At 61.6% G+C, this 20764-nt stretch carries 10 protein-coding genes and 2 pseudogenes; 9 read left to right on the forward strand and 3 right to left on the reverse strand.

From position 1 onward, the window contains the following. The 4 genes and pseudogenes from DGA31_RS29905 to DGA31_RS30995 all read left to right on the forward strand — a co-directional run. The coding region (locus DGA31_RS29905) for a hypothetical protein (protein WP_109514718.1) at positions 1–7008 on the forward strand (7008 nt) is incomplete at its 5' end. A 50-nt stretch (positions 7009–7058) separates the two neighbouring features. Beyond that, the gene (locus DGA31_RS28025; RefSeq protein WP_109514719.1) at positions 7059–8534 is read left to right on the forward strand and encodes a TolC family protein; all 1476 of its coding nucleotides are present in this window, start codon (positions 7059–7061) and stop codon (positions 8532–8534) included. A gap of 729 nt (positions 8535–9263) precedes the next feature. Further along, positions 9264–9932 (forward strand): annotated as a pseudogene (locus DGA31_RS30990) (PDC sensor domain-containing protein); the annotation flags it as partial. 531 nt (positions 9933–10463) lie between these two features. Continuing rightward, a pseudogene (locus DGA31_RS30995) lies at positions 10464–11048 on the forward strand (methyl-accepting chemotaxis protein); the annotation flags it as partial. Positions 11049–11379: 331 nt separating this feature from the next. Here DGA31_RS30995 and DGA31_RS28040 read toward each other — a convergent pair. Then, positions 11380–12090 (reverse strand): hypothetical protein, encoded by a 711-nt coding sequence (locus DGA31_RS28040; RefSeq protein WP_193551530.1) that lies wholly within the window; start codon positions 12088–12090, stop codon positions 11380–11382. A 57-nt stretch (positions 12091–12147) separates the two neighbouring features. Further along, positions 12148–13332, reverse strand: a complete 1185-nt coding sequence (locus tag DGA31_RS28045) for an aldo/keto reductase (protein WP_109514722.1) — start codon at positions 13330–13332, stop codon at positions 12148–12150. A gap of 188 nt (positions 13333–13520) precedes the next feature. Here DGA31_RS28045 and DGA31_RS28050 point away from each other — a divergent pair, with 188 nt between their 5' ends. Further along, complete coding sequence (locus DGA31_RS28050; protein ID WP_109514723.1) at positions 13521–14501, forward strand: AraC family transcriptional regulator; 981 nt, start codon at positions 13521–13523, stop codon at positions 14499–14501. Positions 14502–14653: 152 nt separating this feature from the next. Here the strand turns inward: DGA31_RS28050 and DGA31_RS28055 are convergent, their stop codons facing one another. Beyond that, positions 14654–15376, reverse strand: coding sequence for a FadR/GntR family transcriptional regulator (locus DGA31_RS28055; protein ID WP_056839113.1), 723 nt, complete (start codon positions 15374–15376; stop codon positions 14654–14656). A 357-nt stretch (positions 15377–15733) separates the two neighbouring features. On the opposite strand from DGA31_RS28055, the gene DGA31_RS28060 reads away from it, so the two are divergent. The 4 genes from DGA31_RS28060 to araG are packed head-to-tail and all read left to right on the forward strand — an operon-like array spanning position 15734 to position 20757. Next, positions 15734–17314: an aldehyde dehydrogenase (NADP(+)) gene (locus DGA31_RS28060; RefSeq protein WP_109514724.1), complete on the forward strand. Its 1581-nt coding sequence runs from the start codon at positions 15734–15736 to the stop codon at positions 17312–17314. Between the two features lie 36 nt (positions 17315–17350). Further along, positions 17351–18214, forward strand: coding sequence for an SMP-30/gluconolactonase/LRE family protein (locus tag DGA31_RS28065; RefSeq protein WP_109514725.1), 864 nt, complete (start codon positions 17351–17353; stop codon positions 18212–18214). Between the two features lie 39 nt (positions 18215–18253). Continuing rightward, positions 18254–19258 (forward strand): substrate-binding domain-containing protein, encoded by a 1005-nt coding sequence (locus tag DGA31_RS28070; protein ID WP_109514726.1) that lies wholly within the window; start codon positions 18254–18256, stop codon positions 19256–19258. Next, the gene (araG, locus tag DGA31_RS28075; RefSeq protein ID WP_109514750.1) at positions 19255–20757 is read left to right on the forward strand and encodes an L-arabinose ABC transporter ATP-binding protein AraG; all 1503 of its coding nucleotides are present in this window, start codon (positions 19255–19257) and stop codon (positions 20755–20757) included. Before DGA31_RS28070 ends, araG begins: the two co-directional genes overlap by 4 nt. The last annotated feature ends 7 nt before the right edge of the window (positions 20758–20764 follow it).

Raw genomic sequence — 20764 nt, forward strand, 5'->3', positions numbered from 1 at the left:
ACCTACGTGGCCGGGCAGAACCTCGACTTCACGGTCAACTTCAGCGAGACCGTGACGGTGGATACGACAAGTGGTGTGCCGCGTATTGCCGTCACCCTGGACACCGGTGGCACCGTGTACGCCGACTATGTGTCGGGCTCTGGCAGTAACGCCTTGGTGTTCCGTTTGACTGCCGCCAGCGGACAGTTGGACAGCAACGGCATCACTTTGGGGAGCAGCCTCGACCTTAATGGCAGCCGCATCACCGACCTGGCCGGCAACAGCAGCGCCGCCGGACTCAACGGCGTGGCCAGCACGGCCGGTGTGAATATCGATGGCGTGGTTCCGACTGTGCTCAGTGTCGGCACCCCAGTAGCCGATCTGTATAACGCCGGCGATGTGCTGACCTTTACCGTCAAGGCCAGTGAAGCCCTGCAAACCGGCACACCGGCACCACGGCTGGCACTCGATGTGGGCGGTGTGAGCCGTTACGCCACGTATGTCTCCGGCAGCGGCAGCGACACGCTGGTGTTCCAGTACGTGGTGCAGGCCGGTGATACCGACAGCAACGGCATCGCGATGGGCCGCCTGGACCTGCGCGGTGGCGCGCTGACCGACGTGGCCGGCAACAACCTGAACCTGACCCTGAACAACATCGGCGACCTGACCGGCGTATTGGTGGACACCACGGCACCGACCGCCAATAGTATCGCTCTGGTCGATACCAATCCGACCACCAGCAGCACGGTCAACTACACCGTGACCTTCAGCGAGGCCGTCAGCGGCGTGGACAGCGGCGACTTCGCGCTGGCTTTTACCGGCGGTGTCAGCGGCCGTATCGCCTCGGTCACCCAGGTCGATGCACGGACTTACCGTGTGCAGGTTGACAGCCTGACCGGCAACGGCAGCGTGCGCCTGGACCTCAATAGCAGCGGCACTGGCATCGTCGATGCCGCCGGCAACACCATCACCGGCGGCCTGACAGGCGCCAGCTATACCATTGATCGCGTGGCGCCTGGCGTTGTCAGTGTTGATGTACCCGCTAACGGTACCTACGTGGCCGGGCAGAACCTCGACTTCACGGTCAACTTCAGCGAGACCGTGACGGTGGATACGACAAGTGGGGCGCCGCGTATTGCCGTCACCCTGGACACCGGCGGCACCGTGTACGCCGACTATGTGTCGGGCTCTGGCACTAACGCCTTGGTGTTCCGTTTGACTGCCGCCAGCGGACAGTTGGACAGCAACGGCATCACTTTGGGGAGCAGCCTCGACCTTAATGGCAGCCGCATCACCGACCTGGCCGGCAACAGCAGCGCCGCCGGACTCAACGGCGTGGCCAGCACGGCCGGTGTGAATATCGATGGCGTGGTTCCGACTGTGCTCAGTGTCGGCACCCCAGTAGCCGATCTGTATAACGCCGGCGATGTGCTGACCTTTACCGTCAAGGCCAGTGAAGCCCTGCAAACCGGCACACCGGCACCACGGCTGGCACTCGATGTGGGCGGTGTGACCCGTTACGCCACGTATGTCTCCGGCAGCGGCAGCGACACGCTGGTGTTCCAGTACGTGGTGCAGGCCGGTGATACCGACAGCAACGGCATCGTGTTGGGCAGCCTGGACCTGCGCGGTGGCGCGCTGGCCGACGTGGCCGGCAACAACCTGAACCTGACCCTGAACAACATCGGCGACCTGACCGGTGTGCAGGTCGACACCACGGCACCAACCGCCAATAGCATCGCTCTGGTCGATACCAATCCGACCACCAGCAGTACGGTCAACTACACCGTGACCTTCAGCGAGGCCGTCAGCGGCGTGGACAGCGGAGACTTCGCGCTGGCTTTTACCGGCGGTGTCAGCGGTCGTATCGCCTCGGTCACCCAGGTCGATGCACGGACTTACCGTGTGCAGGTTGACAGCCTGACCGGCAACGGCAGCGTGCGCCTGGACCTCAATAGCAGCGGCACTGGCATCGTCGATGCCGCCGGCAACACCATCACCGGCGGCCTGACAGGCGCCAGCTATACCATTGATCGCGTGGCGCCTGGCGTTGTCAGTGTTGATGTACCCGCTAACGGCACCTACGTGGCCGGGCAGAACCTCGACTTCACGGTCAACTTCAGCGAGACCGTGACGGTGGATACGACAAGTGGGGCGCCGCGTATTGCCGTCACCCTGGACACCGGCGGCACCGTGTACGCCGACTATGTGTCGGGCTCTGGCACTAACGCCTTGGTGTTCCGTTTGACTGCCGCCAGCGGACAGTTGGACAGCAACGGCATCACTTTGGGGAGCAGCCTCGACCTTAATGGCAGCCGCATCACCGACCTGGCCGGCAACAGCAGCGCCGCCGGACTCAACGGCGTGGCCAGCACGGCCGGTGTGAATATCGATGGCGTGGTTCCGACTGTGCTCAGTGTCGGCACCCCAGTAGCCGATCTGTATAACGCCGGCGATGTGCTGACCTTTACCGTCAAGGCCAGTGAAGCCCTGCAAACCGGCACACCGGCACCACGGCTGGCACTCGATGTGGGCGGTGTGAGCCGTTACGCCACGTATGTCTCCGGCAGCGGCAGCGACACGCTGGTGTTCCAGTACGTGGTGCAGGCCGGTGATACCGACAGCAACGGCATCGCGATGGGCCGCCTGGACCTGCGCGGTGGCGCGCTGGCCGACGTGGCCGGCAACAACCTGAACCTGACCCTGAACAACATCGGCGACCTGACCGGCGTATTGGTGGACACCACGGCACCGACCGCCAATAGTATCGCTCTGGTCGATACCAATCCGACCACCAGCAGCACGGTCAACTACACCGTGACCTTCAGCGAGGCCGTCAGCGGCGTGGACAGCGGCGACTTCGCGCTGGCTTTTACCGGCGGTGTCAGCGGCCGTATCGCCTCGGTCACCCAGGTCGATGCACGGACTTACCGTGTGCAGGTTGACAGCCTGACCGGCAACGGCAGCGTGCGCCTGGACCTCAATAGCAGCGGCACTGGCATCGTCGATGCCGCCGGCAACACCATCACCGGCGGCCTGACAGGCGCCAGCTATACCATTGATCGCGTGGCGCCAGCGGTCACCGGTGTGGCCGTTCCGGCCAACGGCACCTATGTAGCCGGGCAGAACCTCGACTTCACGGTCAACTTCAGTGAAGCGGTGCAGGTGGATACCACAGGCGGCACTCCACGCATCGAGGTGACCCTCGACACCGGCGGTACCGCGTATGCGACCTACTTGTCCGGCGCCGGCACCGATACCCTGGTGTTCCGCCTGACTGTCGCCAGCGGCCAGCTGGATACCACCGGCATCAGTGTCGGCAACAGCTTCCAGCTCAATGGCGGGGCAGTCCGTGACAGCGTCGGCAACAATGTCGCTACCGCCCTCAACGGGCTGGGCGATACCTCGGGTGTACGGGTTGACGCCGCAGTACCGGGGGTGGACTCGGTCGGCCTGCCGGCTGACGGCAGCTACAAGGCCGGCGATGTCCTCAGCTTTACCGTCAATACCAGCGAAGCCGTGGTGGTCGACACTGCCACCGGTACGCCGCGCCTGGTGCTCAGCGCAGGCGGTGTGACCCGCTATGCCAGCTATGTTTCCGGCACCGCCAGTGGTGTGCTGGTGTTCCAGTACACCGTGCAGGCCGGCGACACCGCCGCCAGCGGCCTCGTGATAGGCACTACCCTGGACCTCAATGGTGGCAGCGTGCGCGATGCAGCCGGCAATGACCTGACGCTGAACCTCAATGGTTTGGGCAGTGCCGCCGGCGTGCTGATCGATACTTCGGCGCCGACGGCCAGCAGCCTGGTGCGGGTCGACGGCTCACCAGGCAGCAGCGGTTCGATCAGTTACACATTGACGTTCAGCGAGAACGTCAGCGGCGTGGATGCCTCGGACCTCAGCCTGTTTTTCACCGGCACCGCGTCCGCCAGCATTGCCAGCGTCACCCGGATTGATGGTCGAACCTACACTGTGGTAGTCAACGGCATCGCCGGCAGCGGCAGCCTGCGCCTGGACCTGAATGGCAGCGGTACCGGCATCATGGATACTGCGGGCAATGCCATCGTCGGCGGCCTGACCGGCGCCAGCTACAGCATCGATCAGGTCGCGCCCGGCGTGGTTGATGTCGATGTGCCGGCTGATGGCAGCTACAAGGCCGGTGATGTCTTGAGCTTTACCGTCAACACCGGCGAAGGCGTGGTGGTCGATACCGGCACCGGTACGCCGCGCCTGGTGCTGAGCGTGGGCGGGGTCACCCACTATGCCAGCTATGTTTCCGGCGCCGCCAGTGGCGCACTGGTGTTCCAGTACACCGTGCAGGCCGGCGACACCGCCGCCAGCGGCTTGGTGGTCGGCACTACCCTGGACCTCAATGGCGGCAGCGTGCGTGATGCGGCCGGCAATAACCTGGCGCTGGCCCTCAATGGCCTGGACAGTACCGCTGGCGTGCGGGTGGACACCACGGCGCCGACGGCCAGCGGCATCGTTCTGGTCGATCCGACACCGGCCAACAGCAGCACGGTCAGCTTTACCGTGACCTTCAGCGAGAACGTCAGCGGCGTCGATGTCTCTGATCTCGGCCTGTTCTTCACCGGCACTGCGGCCGGTAGCATTGCCAGCGTCACCCAGGTGGATGGTCGTACCTACACCGTAGCGGTCAATGGCATCGGCGGCAGCGGCAGTCTGCGTCTGGACCTCAATGCCAGTGGCACCGGCATCAATGACGCAGCAGGCAACGCGCTCACGGGCGGCCTGACGGGCGCCAGCTACAGTGTTGATCGTGTCGCACCCGCGATCACCAGCGTGGCCGTTCCGGCCGGTGGCACCTATGTGGCCGGGCAGAATCTGGACTTCATGGTCAACTTCAGTGAAACGGTGCAGGTGAATACCACCGGTGGCATTCCACGCCTCGAAGTGACCCTCGACACCGGTGGCACAGCTTACGCGACCTACCTGTCCGGTAGCGGCACCAATGCCTTGGTATTTCGCCTGACCGTTGCCAGTGGTCAGCTTGACACCAATGGCATCAGCGTCGGCAACAGCCTCCAGCTCAATGGCTCGACCCTGCGTGATGCGATCGGCAACAACGTCGCCACCGTCCTGAACGGGCTGCCGGACACGTCACAGGTACGCATCGATGCCATGGTGCCGACTGTCACCACCGTGGGGCTGCCGACAGCAGGGGCCTATAACACCGGCGATGTGTTGCGCTTTACCGTCAACGTCAGCGAGACAGTCAACGTCGATACCAGCACCGGCACCCCGCGTGTCGCGCTGACCCTTGGCGGCGTGACCCGTTATGCCACCTATGTGTCCGGCTCCGGCAGCAATGCGCTGGTATTCGAGTACACCGTGCAGGCTGGCAACAACGCCGCTGGCGGCATTGGCTTGCCAGGTACGCTCGACCTCAACGGCGGCGCCGTGCGTGACGCGGCGGGCAATGCGCTGAACCTGGCCCTGAATACGCCTGGCGTGGTGGGCGGTGTGGTGATCGATACCGTGGCCCCTCAGGTCAGCGATATCGTGCGCGTCGACCTGAGCCCGACCAGTAGCGGCTCGGTGCGCTACACCGTGACCTTCGACGAGAGCGTTTCCGGTGTCGACAACGCGGACTTCGCGCTGGTCTTCAGCGGCTCGGCCAGTGGCCGGATTGCCTCGGTGGAGCAGGTCAACGGCCGCACCTACCTCATTGTCGTTGACAACCTGAGCGGCGTCGGCAATGTGCGCCTGGACCTGAACAGCAGTGCAACCGGCATTGTCGACGCGGCGGGCAACCTGCTCACCGGCGGCCTGCAAGGCAGCAGCTACAGCATTGATCGCGTGGCGCCAAGTATCACCGGGGTGGACGTTCCGGCCAGCGGTACCTATGTGGCCGGCCAGAGCCTGAACTTCACCGTGCGTACCAATGAAGCGGTGCTGGTGGACAGCGGCGACGGTAATCCGCGCCTGGCGATCAGCCTCGACAACGGCACAGTGGTCTATGCCGACTACCTGTCCGGCTCGGGCGGCACAGCTCTGGTGTTCCGTCTCAACGTCACCAGCGGCATGGCTGGCAACACCACTTTTGCGGTGGCGCCGTCCATCGACCTTAATGGCGGCAGTATCCGAGATGCCCGTGGCAACGACGCCAATATCGGTCTGAACAACGTCGGCGACACCCGCGGTATCCTCGTCGATGCCAGGGCACCACGTCCCTCCAGCATCGTGGTGGACGGCCCGGTACAACCGGGCGCCAGTACGCTCACCTTCACCCTGACCTTTGACGAGGCCGTCAGCGGCGTCGACCTCAGCGACTTCAGCGTGATCAGTACCGGCAGTGCCAGTGGTGCGGTGCAAGCGGTCCAGCAGCTCGATGCCACGACTTACCGAGTCATTGTGGGCAACATGAGCGGAGCAGGTGCGCTGGCCTTGAGCCTGAGCGCGCTGAACAGCGGTATCCGCGACCAGGCCGGCAACGATCTGGCGCGGGGCTTCGACAGCGCACTGCAGACCATCCAGTCGCAGGATATTGGTGATCTCAATTACCGGATCAATCCACCGGACACCCTCAACACGCCGCAAGCGGCAGTGGTGCAGCCACAAGTGCCGGGCTTGGTGGTCACTGACGCTGTGTCGCCACTGGTTGCTCCCGGCCTGTTCGACATCCGCACCGTGGGCGGCAACCTGCAGCCCCTGGGTACTATCTTTCTCGGCAATGGCAGCAGTGCGCCGAGCTTCATTGCTCAGGTATTTGGCAGCAGCGCGATCGGTAGCAGCCAAGGTGGCTTGGGTGGTAGGGAGGGCGGCCTGCTAGGTAGCAGTAGCACCTTTGCCAGCATTTTCAGCCGTGAGGTACCAGGCGTCAGCGAGATGAATGTGTTCGATGGCGACCAATGGAAGCAGAGCGACCTCAACCAGGGTGCGCGTGGTGTTTTCGGCGCACCGACTCTGGGGCAACAACTGCAACAGATCAATGAAGCCGACCGGCGCCATGTGCGCGAGTTGGCCAAGGCCCTGGCTCAATCGGCACAGATCGGAAAGCGGGCATGAAAAACAGCACAACACTTGATACGCAGGCCATACCAGGGGGTGGCCCAAGGATGAATAAAACTCACAAACTGTTTGCCGCGAGTCTGCTGACGCTGGCCATTGGCGGATGCGCCGTGACCAGCGAACCGATCGATCGCAGTGCCAGCGAGGCGCGAGCACGCACCGACCTGGCGACCATTTTCAAGGATCAGGAAGCCCTCAGCGGGCCGCTGACCCTGCATCAGGCCATGGCCCGTGCGGTGAAGTACAACCTCGAGGCGCGACTGAAAGTGATGGAAGAAGCCCTGGCCAAGCGTCAGGTCGATCTTTCCAGCTTCGACATGTTGCCGCGCATGGCGCTGGCTGCAGGCTACGCCGGACGCAGCAACGTCGGGGCGTCCAGCAGCCAGAGCATCCTGACCAATACCCAGTCCCTGGAGCCCTCGACTTCGCAGGACCGCAATCGTGACGTCGCTGACCTGACCATGGTATGGAACGTGCTGGATTTCGGGGTCAGCTACGTCAGCGCCAAGCAGCAGGCTGACCAACGGTTGATCCTCCAGGAGCGCAAGCGCAAGGTCATTCACACCATCACCCAGGACGTGCGTTCGGCGTACTGGCGCGCGGTGGCGGCGCAGCGCCTGCTGAACCAGATTGACACCCTGATGGGGCGTATCGATCAGGCCCGTGACAACAGCCAGCGCATGAGCGCGGAGCGGGTCGGTGACCCGGTGCAGACCTTGAGCTACCAGCGTGCCCTGATCGAGGCCACCCGCCAGCTCGAGCAGCAGCGCCGCGCGCTGTCGCTGGCCAAGACCGAGCTGGCTGCGCTGGTCAATCTGCCACTGAACACCGACTTCAGTCTGGCACTGGAAGAGGGGTATGCAGTGCCGGTGTTCAAGGGTGACTTCGCTCAGCTGGAGCAGCATGCCCTGGCCAGTCGTCCGGAACTGCGCGAACAGGATTACCAGGCACGCATCAGTGCCGCCGAAACCCGCAAGGCCATGCTGCGCCTGCTGCCGGGCCTGGAGTTCTCGCTGGGCGGGCATTACGACAGCAACTCGTTCCTGACCAACCAGAGCTGGGCCGACTACGGCGTCAAGGTGACCTGGAACCTGTTCAACGTGCTGTCCGCGCCGGCAGCGATCAAGGTTGCCGAGGCGGGCGAAGACGTCGCCACGGCGCGCCGGCAGGCCATGTCCATGGCGGTGCTGGCCCAGCTTTACGTGGCCAATGCCAACTACAAGGAAGCGGTGCGTCAGTTCCAGACCAGCGAAGAACTGGCGAAACTCGACGGGGAGATTGCCGTCCAGCTACGCAACCGTTACCAGACGCAGAACATCGGCGAGCTGGAGCTGATCCAGGGCGAGCTGAACAACCTGCAGACCCAGCTCAAGCGTGACCTGTCCTATGCCGAACTGCGCAATGCCTATGCACAGTTGCACGTCAGCTCAGGGGCGGATCCGCTGCCGGATAACCTGCCGGACGACAAACTGCAGACCATTGCCAATGCCTTGCAGAGCAGCGAGGCGGGCTGGGGGCGGTGAGCATTGAGGCTCTTCAAGTAGCGGGCAAATCGCCCGCGCCATAACCGTTCCGATACCCGCGCGGACCTTGGAGTCGCGGCTGCAATCATTGGCCGCGGGCTACTGCATCTATGCGCTGTACCCGCGCAGCCGGGGCTGGAGTGAATGGGCGGCGCCCGCCAGTTATCACACGTAATCTCATGTCGAGTCCTTGTGGACCTGATCGCACATCAATGCTCGCTGTGTGACGCGTCTGGGACCACAGCGCATGCTGGGCATCGGCACCCAGCTGGCAGGTACGGCCGGGCTGACGCTGCTGGTGGCCGATTACACAATGGGGCGGGCTGACCAGCATGGTGCTGTGCCTGTGTGCCGGGTGGTGGGCTGTTGCGGGGAGGGGGGCCTGGTGATGTAGGGGTGTTCCCACTGTGCGCACCACCGTTCGTCGCTAATGACCCTACAAACGCCGGCTCCTTTTCAATTTTCCCTATGCCCAGCCGACGTAACCTTACAAATAGTGATTTCTGGAGGGGCTTCATGTCATTGATTCCTGTACGTATCTCGCGGCGCATGACGTTGGGAATTCTGGGTCTGCTGATACTGACCGCCGTGGCGATATTTGCCGTGATTACGCTGGGCGGCAAACCCCGATTGGTGGCGGCCGGAACGGAGGCGGCCGAGCAGTCGGCCAGTGCCATTACCTCCGAGCTGGCCTTGCCGCTGAACCGCATCGAAGGCACCGCCGCTGCCATGGCTCTTCTGGCTCAGACCCTGCCTCGCGATACGGCGATCTTTGAAAGTAACCTCTCGGGCATCATCGACAGCCAAGGTAATTCTGCCATCGCAGGTGGCGGAGTTTGGCCGGAGCCCAATGCTTTCAATGCCGGTACCGAACGGCGTAGCTTCTTCTGGTCACGTAACGCCAGCGGCAACCTGATTTTTTCCGACGAATACAACGATGCGAAGACGCCGCCCTATCAGGCCGAGTCCTGGTACACCGGAGCCAAATCCACCTCGCCTGGTCGTTGTGTCTGGTCAGATGCTTACCAGGATTCCGTGAGTGGCGTGGCAATGACCACATGCAGCGTGCCCTATCGCAATGGGGCTGCCTTCGCGGGTGTCGCGACCATTGATCTTAAGCTGGACGGCCTGGCGGCCTTTCTCAAGGAAAAAGGCGGCATCACTGGCGGCTATGCGTTCGCGGTCGATGCTTCGGGAAATCTGCTGTTCTTTCCCGATACCAAAGCCGGCAAGGCACTGCTGACCGTTGCTGCCTTGAGCCAGGAGCAACCCTGGCTCAAGCCCGTTGCCGATCGTCTGGCTGATAAATTACCTGCCATTTCAACCTTCAGGCTTGAACACGATGCGCGGCTGGATGCGCCGGCCTATGTCACGCTGGCAACCATGGACAGCACGGGCTGGCGAATCGGGCTGGTAACGCCTGAAGCCCGTGTCGTAGGTTTGGCGAATGATTTAACCGCGCAGATCCTGCTGTTCCTGTTACCGCTGATGGGCCTACTGCTTGGCCTCGCCTGGCTGGCCGGTAAGCGACTGCTGGTACAACTTGAAGAAACGACCCGGCAAATCGTCACTCTGGGGCAAGGTGGTCAGGCCGGGGCACGGCTGGAAGTCCTGCGCGCCGATGAAATTGGTGCGCTACGTGAATCGGTCAATCATTACGCTGGCTCCCTGCGCGACATGCTACATCGTATCGCCCGGGAGGCCGTCACCCTGGAGGGGCAGGCTAACGACCTGGCGCAGTTGTCACACGGCTTGGCTGAACGCGCAGAAGCCCAGCGCCAGGACAACACGTTACTGGCGACGGCCATCACCGAAATGTCGGCCAGCGCCAACGAAGTCGCGCACAACACCGCAGACTGTTCCGACACTGCCCGGCGCTCACTGGACGACGCGCAGCACAGCCAGAACCAGGTCAACAGCAACAGCGAATTCATTGAAGGTCTGGCCACGGAGATCTCCGGGGCCGCCAGTGCCATTACGCAATTGGGAGCCGATATCGAGCGTGTCGGGAGCGTGCTGGAGGTCATTAAATCCATCTCGCAACAAACCAACCTGCTGGCCCTCAACGCGGCCATCGAAGCGGCACGCGCTGGCGAGCAGGGGCGCGGGTTTGCTGTCGTGGCCGACGAAGTCAGGACCTTGGCCGGCCGCACCCAGACCTCGGCGAACGAGATTCAGGAAATGATTTCCCAACTTCGTCAGGCGTCCAGCTCGGCAGTCGCAACGATGCAAAACGGCGCCGAACGCACACGGTCATCAGTGCAACAGGCAGTCGGTGTCGCCTCTACGTTGGGCACGACGGTCAAAAGCTTCGATGATATCGTCCAGCGCGCGCACCAGATTGCAGTGGCAGCGCAGGAGCAGAGTCACGTAACGCACGAAATCAACGAACTGGCGGTGCGTATTCATGCCTCCAGCGAGCAGGGTGCACGAGACGCCAGCGCATTGCGCGAACTGGGCAAGGGCATGCAGTCGATTTCGGGCCGCCTGGGCGAATTGAGCCGGGGCGGATGATAAGGCATTGATTGCATGCCGTTCGAAGCGTTTGCGTGGCAATTCGCGAATAGTAGGCTCGGTGCGGCTTTGCCGCACCGAGCACGGCGACCACGTTGGCACGCGTGAACGTGCTGCCCGACTGTTTGCCTATGGCAGGCAAGAGGTGGCTGTTTAGCGCTTCACGAAACCTCGCGATGAATATGGCCACCCGTTCAGTGGACCTGCATGCCAACCAATGCTCGGCCACGTAGGCGAAAGTGCGTTTTTCGTTGGCAATTGAGCCTTATCTTGCAGCTTCTCGACCCAGGCGCGTGCGGGAGTGCCTGTTTTTTCGCTCGACTCTTTATTTTCAAGTCGGAGGAATGAGCGTAGAGGGTTTTCTTGCGCCTGCTGCAAGGTTTAACCACAGCAGCATGGCAGTGAGAGAGGCGGCCAGTATCAGCGTAAGCCACATGATGACCAGCACGCTGAACGTGACACTATTGTTTAACTCACGGAAAATGCCGAAGGCAAAAGCGGTGTACCAAGACACACCCGAAACTGCACCTGATGCGAGAAACAAGGCCGCTCTGCTGCGGGTGACGCCAAAGAGCAGGGGGCGGCTCAAGTCGCGTAGTGCTTCTGGCAACACAAACGCATGGATGATGATGCCATTGATGGTCAGGGCGATCACCACAAGTATCTTCGCCCAGAGTTTGGGGTTTTCCAGTTTGTCCGGCGACTCCATCGCGTAAAGGGCCAGGAAACCCAGGCCTGACAGCCATAGGAGGCATAGTCCGGTAGTGACCGCGTCGCTGATGAAGTGAAAGGTGCGCCCGATTTCAACCGGGAGGCTCCCCCGGCGCAGCCAGCGGAAAATCCAGAGGTCCAGCAGGGTTGCCCCGCCGAGACCGAAGCACATACCGAGCAGGTGTAGGCCGACAAGGAGTGTCAGAACGTTCAGCGGTGGGAGTGGATCAGGCAAGGGAATGCTCAGCGCAAGTGTGTCTGCGAATAAGTGACCGCTACTTGAGAGCGCAAGCAGGCCGCCGAAAATCATGAAAGACGTTCGTATCTTCATTGGTTACGACCTCAGGCCAGTGTTCTTATTCGGCAGGTAGCATGGGCGTGGGCCCATTCAGGAAGGAACCGGTGCTTGTGCATCGATCAGGCTCTGGCTCTTGAGCTCCTGCCAAAAGGCTGACGGAATACCGACCTTCATCGCTTGTACGTTGGAAACGATCTGCCCTGGCGAACGCGCCCCCGGAATGATCGCGGACACTTGCGGATGTGCCGCGGCGAATTGCAGGGCGGCGGTATGAATGTCGATGCCATGTCGGCTGGCAATTGCCATGATTCGCGCGCGCTTTTCTACCGCTCCGGCCGGTAGATCCAGGCTGAAGTTATATCGGCTGCGCCCTCCCAGAAATCCATCATTCAGGGGGGTGCCAACCACGACACTGGTGCCCTTGCTGCTCAAGGCCGGAAGGGTGTTGCGCAACGCATCGCTGTGGTCGAGGAGGGAATACTGGCAGGCAAGCAACACGATGTCGGGCGTCGGGTCATTACTGGTTAGCGCCTGAACCACGGCGTTCGGTGTATTGACGCCGAAGCCCCATGCCTTGATGAGTCCTTCATCACGCATTTTTTCAAGCTCAACCATCGCCCCTGTGCGTGCAATCTGATACGCCGCTTCCCATCCACCTTCCAGCTCGGTGTTATCTGGCGAGAGATCATGGATAAAGACGATATCGATACGGGGTAATCCCAGACGCTGCAGGCTGTCTTCCACGGAGCGACGCGTGCCTGCTGCGGTGTAGTCATATCGGTAGTTAAAGGGCGCCGGTGACTTCCAGATGGCATGGTCCGCGCGCAGGCCTCCAGCGGCCGTCAATACACGGCCGACCTTGGTAGAGACCACATAATCACCTGGATTTTTGCCGTGCAGGAAGCGGCCCAGGCGATATTCACTCAAGCCAAACCCGTAGAACGGCGACGTGTCATAAAGCCTTACACCTGCCCCCCAGGCGGCCTGCAGAACCAGGGCCGCTTGCTCGTCGCTGATCGGCGCAAAGATATTGCCAATCTGCGTCCCGCCCATACCAAAGCGTTGAGGCGTCATGTATCGCAGTGTATGCGAAGGCAAATTGAGGGGCAGGTCTGAGCGTACGAGCCGTCCTTGCGTAGGCATCACGCTCCCGCGCTCTGTCAGCAAAGAGGGCGTCGGGGCTGCAGCCACCGAACTGGCAAGACTCGATGCGGGCAGTAAAGCGGCTGCAACAGCACCCGCCGCCGAATAAGTAAGAAAATCTCGTCTGTCCATCCAGTGTTCCTTTCGCGACTGAGGGTTCACGGGCTCATCGAAGCCCGTCTTCATGCGAGAAACTAGAACAACGAGGGTTGGCCGGGTGACCCTAATGCGCCCTGTCTTTTGCACAATCCTGCCGATGCACTTGTGCTGGTCACGCACTCGCAGCAGACTCGAACATTCCGTAAACAGGGGGGCATATCATGACGAGCGGTTCCTTCTCGCAATTCGGTTTCGGCCATGTGCAGTCCCTGGCCATGAGCAAACCCGCTCAGCCCGACGAGCGCCTCCAGGCACTCAGACGGCTTATCGAAAAAGTCACCACGCAGATTGGTTTGAACGAGGTATGCGCAACATCGATTCCAGGATTGACCTTTTATCGAATGGCCGAACTGGGTACGCCCACGTACTGCATTTATGAGCCTTGTGTCGCCATCATTCTGCAGGGGGCGAAGGAGATCACGTTCGGCGAGCAAGCCTGTGAGTTTGGACAGGGCGCGTTCTTCGTCACGTCGGTCGATATACCCACACTGGCTCGTGTGACCGCGGCCAACGAGCAAACCCCTTATTTATCCGTTGTGCTGAAGCTCGATCTTGCCATGCTCAATGAGGTGATCCAGACCCTGGAACCCACAAGGCAGGAAATGGCTTCTCAAGCACGAGGCTTTGCATCGGGTACGGCGTCGAGTGAGATGCTCGACGCGTTCACCCGACTCTCCACACTGATCGAACGACCTCTTGAGGCAGGCTTGATGTCGAACCTTATCAAGCGGGAGATATGCGTTCGGCTGTTGCTCAGTAGCGCAGGCCAGTGGCTGCGCAGCGTCACGCGCGATGGTTACCGAGACAAGGGCATCGTGAGAGCCATTGAATGGTTGAAACATCATTACGACAAACCGCTGCACGTGGCCGATCTCGCCCAGCGATCGGGCATGGCCAGTTCTACGCTGCATCACAACTTTCGCAAGCTGACAGGCACCAGTCCCGTTCAGTATCAAAAGTCGTTACGGCTGCAAGCCGCGCGCAGCCTGATGTTGACCGACAGGGTCGATGTGAACACGGCCGCCTTGCGGGTCGGCTATGAAAGTGTCGCGCAATTCAGTCGCGAATATGCCCGGCGTTTCGGAGCTCCACCCTCGAAAGACATCAAGCATGCACGGGAGAATGGTGGACGGCTCGACTAATCAGGCGACCCAATCCAGATGAGCATGCGGCGCCAATGATCAGGCCATAGGCAAAAGCCGGGCGGGTCATACCAGCAAGATCCATCGGGCTACCCGTCGACCATCCCTTCTCACCACAGCAAGCCCGCACCCACATTTTATTTCACCTGGCTTCAGAGCGGCGTAAGGACATTCATTACCGTATCCAACGCCACCCGCGTGTCATCCAGCTGCACCAGCGAAGCATGTCGGGCACCAAGGGCGTCGCGGTTCTGGATCGCGGTGAGGATCGCCTTGTGCCGGGGCAGGCTCAGGCCCTGGATGTCCGGGCGGCGGTTGGTGATGTTGATCGACTCGCGCAGCGGCAACGACAGCATGTTGCACATATAGGCGAGCAAATCGTTGCGCGTGGCGTCGGCGATGGCGCGGTGGAAGTCCAGGTCGGCTTGCAGCAGGTCCTCGTGGGTCTTGGCGGTTTCCATGCCAGTGTAGGCTTTTTCGATGATGGCGATGTCTTCGTCGGTGGCCGTTGTCGCGGCCATGGCGGCGATTTCCGGTTCGAGGATGCGTCGAACACCGGCCAGGGTATTGAAGAATTCACTGTGAGGCGTGGACTGCATCAACCAGGACAATACGTCCGGGTCGAGCAGGTGCCATTTCAAGCGTGGCCGCACCACTGCGCCGACCCGTGGTTTGGAATACACCAGACCCTTGGCGCTGAGCACCCGCGTCGCCTCACGCAACACCGAGCGGCTGACCTTGTACTCCTCGCAGAGCGTGGCCTCCATGGGCAGCCGTTCTTCGGGCTTGAAACGGCCGGAAACGATGTGCATGCCCAAGTCCTGGACGATCTGGGCATGCATACTCTTGCGCGGCTTGGGCGGTTGGTGATCCATGACGACAGGGAGGCTCTGGCTTGAATTGGCGGCATCATAGCATCCCGATTAGTGGGAATGCCGTGGGACTTCCGCCCTGCGGCAACCTGCCAGGAAGTCGAAGTCGCAATCCTGGTCGGCTGTACCAAAATACCGGGCGCCGCGCAGGCCGGGCTTTAGTCAGACAGAACTGGTACCTTATTGTATGACTATATAGTCTGGTTTTTCTTGATATAAAGCGATTAATCGATGCTTTTGAGCGGTTGTTTTGAAAATAGTCCTACTATATAGTCGGCCTTAACGGAGGTATGACCTTGGCGGATTTTAGCGAGAGGCGTCCCACGAGCTTTTATAAGAACAACAATCAGAGATCGAGCCATGACCCAGGATTTCGGCCACAACTACATCGGCGGCCAGCGCAGCGCCAACGGCGGCGTCAAGCTGCAGAGCATTGACGCGACCACTGGCGAAGCCTTGCCCCAGGAGTTCTACCAGGCCACCCCGGAGGAGGTCGACGCCGCGGCCAAGGCCGCCGCGCAGGCTTACCCGGCGTACCGCGCCTTGAGTGCCGCGCGCCGCGCACAGTTCCTGGATGCGATAGCGGGCGAACTGGATGCCCTGAGCGATAACTTCATTGAATTGGTTTGTCGTGAAACCGCACTGCCGGCAGCGCGCATCAAAGGCGAGCGTGGGCGTACCAGCGGCCAGATGCGCCTGTTCGCAAGCGTGCTGCGCCGCGGTGATTTCTACGGTGCGCGCATCGACAAGGCACTGCCTGATCGTCAGCCGTTGCCACGCCCGGATTTGCGCCAATACCGCATCGGTCTCGGCCCGGTGGCGGTGTTCGGTGCGAGCAACTTCCCGCTGGCGTTCTCTACAGCAGGCGGTGATACCGCAGCGGCACTGGCGGCAGGTTGCCCGGTGGTGTTCAAGGCCCATAGCGGGCATATGGCCACGGCTGAGCAGGTGGCCAGTGCAATCATTCGCGCTGCTGACGCGACCGGGATGCCGGCCGGCGTTTTCAACATGATTTTTGGTGGCGGCGTCGGCGAAGCGCTGGTCAAGCACCCGGCAATCCAGGCCGTGGGCTTCACCGGTTCGCTCAAGGGCGGTCGTGCCTTGTGCGACATGGCCGCGGCACGCCCGCAGCCGATCCCGGTGTTCGCCGAGATGTCGAGCATCAATCCGGTAATTGTGTTGCCCCAGGCCCTCAAGGCCCGGGCTGAGAGCGTGGCCCGCGACCTGACCGCTTCGGTGGTGCAGGGTTGTGGTCAATTCTGCACCAACCCTGGCCTGGTGATCGGCATCGCATCGCCTGAATTTACAGCGTTCACTCAACGCGTGGCCCAACTGATCGGCGATCAACCGGCACAAACCATGCTCAACGCCGGCACCCTGGGCAGCTACAGCAAGGGCCTGGAAAAACTTCTTGTGCACGCTGGCATCCAGCACCTGGCAGGCAATGCCCAGGCGGGCAACCAGGCGCAGCCGCAACTGTTCAAGGCTGATGTACAACTGTTGATAGACGGCGATGAAGTGCTGCAGGAAGAAGTCTTCGGCCCCACCACGGTGTTTGTCGAAGTCGCTGACCAGGCCCAGCTCAGCGCCGCCTTGCACGGACTGCACGGTCAACTGACCGCCACGATCATTGGCGAGCCGGGCGACTTTCAACAGTTCGCCGAACTCACGCCGCTGCTGGAACAGAAAGTCGGGCGTATCTTGCTCAACGGCTACCCGACCGGCGTGGAAGTCTGTGATTCGATGGTGCACGGCGGGCCGTACCCCGCGACATCGGATGCCCGTGGCACCTCGGTCGGCACCTTGTCCATTGACCGGTTCCTGCGTCCCGTGTGCTTCCAGAACTACCCTGACAGCCTGCTGCCGGATGCGTTGAAAAACGCCAATCCGTTGCGTATCCAGCGGCTGGTCGACGGCACGCCCTCGCGCGAATCGCTGTAACGCGTACCTGAGACCAACAACTATCCAGGAGGCACCATGTCGTTTCACGCTGTGACCGCGCATCGGGCTCAACTGGGGGAGGGCCCGTTCTGGGACGCGCCCACTCAGTCGTTGTACTGGGTCAATATCGCCGGCAAACAGGCGCTGCGCCTGATGGACGGGCACTTGCAGGTATGGCAGTTGCCCGAGCATGTCTCGGCGTTCATCCCCTGTGAAAGCGGCGATGCCCTGGTGACCTTGAGCAGCGGTGTTTATCGCCTCGACCTGGCCACCGAAGCCCTGACGCTGCTGTGCGTGGCCGACCCTCAAGCGGGCAACCGGGGCAATGAAGCCCGTTGCGACGCCCAGGGTCGCCTGTGGCTGGGCACCATGCAGAACAACATCGGCGAGCAGGGTGAAGACCTGCCCATCACCCGACGCTCCGGCGGCCTGTTTCGCATTGATGCCAATGCGCAGGTTACGCCGTTGCTGAGCGGCCTGGGCATTCCCAACACCTTGCTGTGGAGCGATGACGGCACACAGGTGCATTTCGGCGACAGCCTGGACGGCACCCTGTACCGGCACGGCATTCAGCCGGACGGCCAGCTGCATACGGCGCACGTCTGGTTCGGGCCGCATACGCGCGGTGGCCCGGACGGCTCGGCCATGGACGTGCAAGGTTGTATCTGGAACGCGCGCTGGGACGGCAGTTGCCTGCTGCGGTTAACGCCTGAAGGCCAGGTGGACCGCATCATCGAGCTGCCGGTCAGCCGTCCCACCAGTTGCGTGTTTGGTGGTCCCAACCTTACCACCCTGTATATCACCAGTGCCGCCAGCCCTTTGCATCACCCCTTGGATGGTGCGGTGCTGGCCATCGAGGTCGACGTGCCAGGCAAACCCTGTCACCGCTTTGCCGGTTAAACCCCAAGACTTGAAAAACAACAACAAGGAGTCACCCGTATGAATCGTCGTCGTGGTTTGCGTTCCCTGTGCTGCGCCGCTGTGGCGGTCTCGGCCATGAGCTTGAGCGGGCTGTTGCTGGCCGCTGAAGAAGTGAAGATTGGCTTTTTGGTCAAGCAAGCCGAAGAGCCGTGGTTCCAGACCGAGTGGGCCTTCGCCGAAAAAGCCGGCAAGGAGCACGGTTTCACCGTGATCAAGATCGCCGTGCCGGATGGCGAAAAAACCCTTTCGGCCATCGACAGCCTGGCCGCCAATGGCGCCAAGGGCTTTGTGATCTGCCCGCCGGACGTGTCCCTGGGCCCGGCCATCGTAGCCAAGGCCAAGGCCAATGGCCTAAAAGTGATCGCCGTGGACGACCGTTTTGTAGACGCCAAAGGCGCCTTCATGGAAAACGTGCCGTACCTGGGCATGGCTGCCTTTGAAGTGGGCCAGAAGCAGGGCGCCGCCATGGCCGCCGAAGCGAAAAACCGCGGTTGGGACTGGAAAGACACCTACGCGGTGATCAACACCTTCAACGAACTCGACACCGGCAAGAAACGCACCGACGGCTCGATCAAATCCCTGGAAGAAGCCGGTATTCCCAAGGACCACATCCTCACTGCCGCGCTTAAAACCCTCGACGTGCCCGGCAGCATGGACGCCACCAACTCGGCCCTGGTCAAGCTGCCCAGCGGTGCGAAAAACCTGCTCATCGGCGGCATGAACGACAACACCGTGCTCGGCGGCGTACGTGCCACCGAAAGCGCAGGCTTCAAGGCAGCCAACGTGATCGGTATCGGCATCAATGGTACCGACGCTATCGGCGAACTGAAAAAAGCCAACAGCGGCTTCTTTGGTTCGATGCTGCCCAGCCCGCATCTCGAAGGCTACAACACCGCACTGATGATGTACGAGTGGATCACCAAAGGGACTGAGCCGCCGAAGAACACGGCGATTGACGAAGTGACCTTGATCACCCGGGCCAACTTCCAGGAAGAACTGACCAAAATCGGACTATGGAAATGACCCCTGCCGCCTTGCGATTCGACGGCATCGGTAAAACCTTCCCCGGGGTCAAGGCGCTGGATGGCATCAGTTTCATCGCCCACCCGGGGCAGGTGCACGCCTTGATGGGCGAGAACGGCGCGGGCAAGTCGACGCTGCTGAAAATCCTGGGTGGCGCGTACATCCCCAACAGCGGCACGCTGCAGATCGGCGAGCAGACCATGGCCTTTAAAAACGCCGCTGACAGCATTGCCAGCGGCGTGGCGGTGATTCACCAGGAACTGCACCTGGTGCCGGAAATGACCGTGGCCGAAAACCTGTTCCTCGGGCATTTACCGTCGCGCTTTGGGGTGGTCAATCGCAGCCAGTTGCGCAAGCAGGCGCTGGCGTGCCTCAAAGGCCTGGCGGATGAAATTGATCCGCAGGAAAAGCTGGGTCGCCTGTCCCTGGGCCAGCGCCAACTGGTGGAAATCGCCAAGGCGCTGTCCCGCAGGGCCCATGTGATCGCCTTCGATGAACCCACCAGCAGCCTCTCGGCGCGCGAGATCGACCGCTTGATGGCAATCATCACGCGCCTGCGCAATGAAGGCAAAGTGGTGCTGTATGTGTCGCACCGCATGGAAGAAGTGTTCCGCATCTGCAACGCCGTTACGGTGTTCAAGGACGGGCGCTACGTGCGCACGTTCGAGGACATGAGCGCGCTGACCCATGACCAGTTGGTGACCTGCATGGTTGGCCGGGATATCCAGGATATCTACGACTACCGGCCGCGCGAGCACGGCGACGTGGCGCTCAAGGTCGACGGCCTGCTGGGGCCGGGCCTGCGTGAGCCGATCAGTTTCAATGTGCGCAAGGGCGAGATTCTCGGCCTGTTTGGCCTGGTCGGAGCAGGGCGTACCGAGCTGTTGCGCCTGCTTAGCGGCCTGGAGCGCTCCAGTGCCGGGCAACTGGAGCTTTGCGGTCAGGCACTGCGACTGCGTTCACCGCGCGATGCAATCGCTGCTGGCGTGCTGCTGTGCCCGGAAGACCGCAAGAAGGAAGGCATCATCCCGCTGGCCAGCGTTGCCGAGAACATCAATATCAGTGCGCGTGGCGCTCACACGACTTTTGGCTGGCTGCTGCGTGATGGCTGGGAGAAGGACAACGCTGACCATCAGATCAAGGCGATGAAGGTCAAGACGCCCAATGCAGGGCAGAAGATCATGTACCTCTCCGGCGGCAATCAGCAAAAAGCCATTCTTGGCCGCTGGCTGTCGATGCCTATGAAAGTGTTGCTGCTGGACGAACCGACCCGTGGCATCGATATCGGCGCCAAGGCCGAGATTTACCAGATCATCCATAACCTCGCGGCCCAAGGCATTGCGGTGATTGTGGTGTCCAGCGATCTGATGGAAGTCATGGGCATTTCCGACCGCATCCTGGTGCTCTGCGAAGGCGCACTGCGGGGTGAGCAAGCCCGCGAACACGCGACTGAATCCAACTTGCTGCAAATGGCCTTGCCACGCAGCCTGGCGAACTGAGAGATGA

It is taken from the genome of Pseudomonas ovata (assembly GCF_003131185.1).
GTDB lineage: Bacteria > Pseudomonadota > Gammaproteobacteria > Pseudomonadales > Pseudomonadaceae > Aquipseudomonas > Aquipseudomonas ovata.

Coding starts and splice junctions, on each gene's coding strand:
- DGA31_RS28025 (WP_109514719.1), top strand. CDS start 7,059: ATGAATAAAACTCACAAACTGTTTGCCGCGAGTCTGCTGACGCTGGCC.
- DGA31_RS28040 (WP_193551530.1), bottom strand. CDS start 12,090: ATGAAGATACGAACGTCTTTCATGATTTTCGGCGGCCTGCTTGCGCTC.
- DGA31_RS28045 (WP_109514722.1), bottom strand. CDS start 13,332: ATGGACAGACGAGATTTTCTTACTTATTCGGCGGCGGGTGCTGTTGCA.
- DGA31_RS28050 (WP_109514723.1), top strand. CDS start 13,521: ATGACGAGCGGTTCCTTCTCGCAATTCGGTTTCGGCCATGTGCAGTCC.
- DGA31_RS28055 (WP_056839113.1), bottom strand. CDS start 15,376: ATGGATCACCAACCGCCCAAGCCGCGCAAGAGTATGCATGCCCAGATC.
- DGA31_RS28060 (WP_109514724.1), top strand. CDS start 15,734: ATGACCCAGGATTTCGGCCACAACTACATCGGCGGCCAGCGCAGCGCC.
- DGA31_RS28065 (WP_109514725.1), top strand. CDS start 17,351: ATGTCGTTTCACGCTGTGACCGCGCATCGGGCTCAACTGGGGGAGGGC.
- DGA31_RS28070 (WP_109514726.1), top strand. CDS start 18,254: ATGAATCGTCGTCGTGGTTTGCGTTCCCTGTGCTGCGCCGCTGTGGCG.
- araG (WP_109514750.1), top strand. CDS start 19,255: ATGACCCCTGCCGCCTTGCGATTCGACGGCATCGGTAAAACCTTCCCC.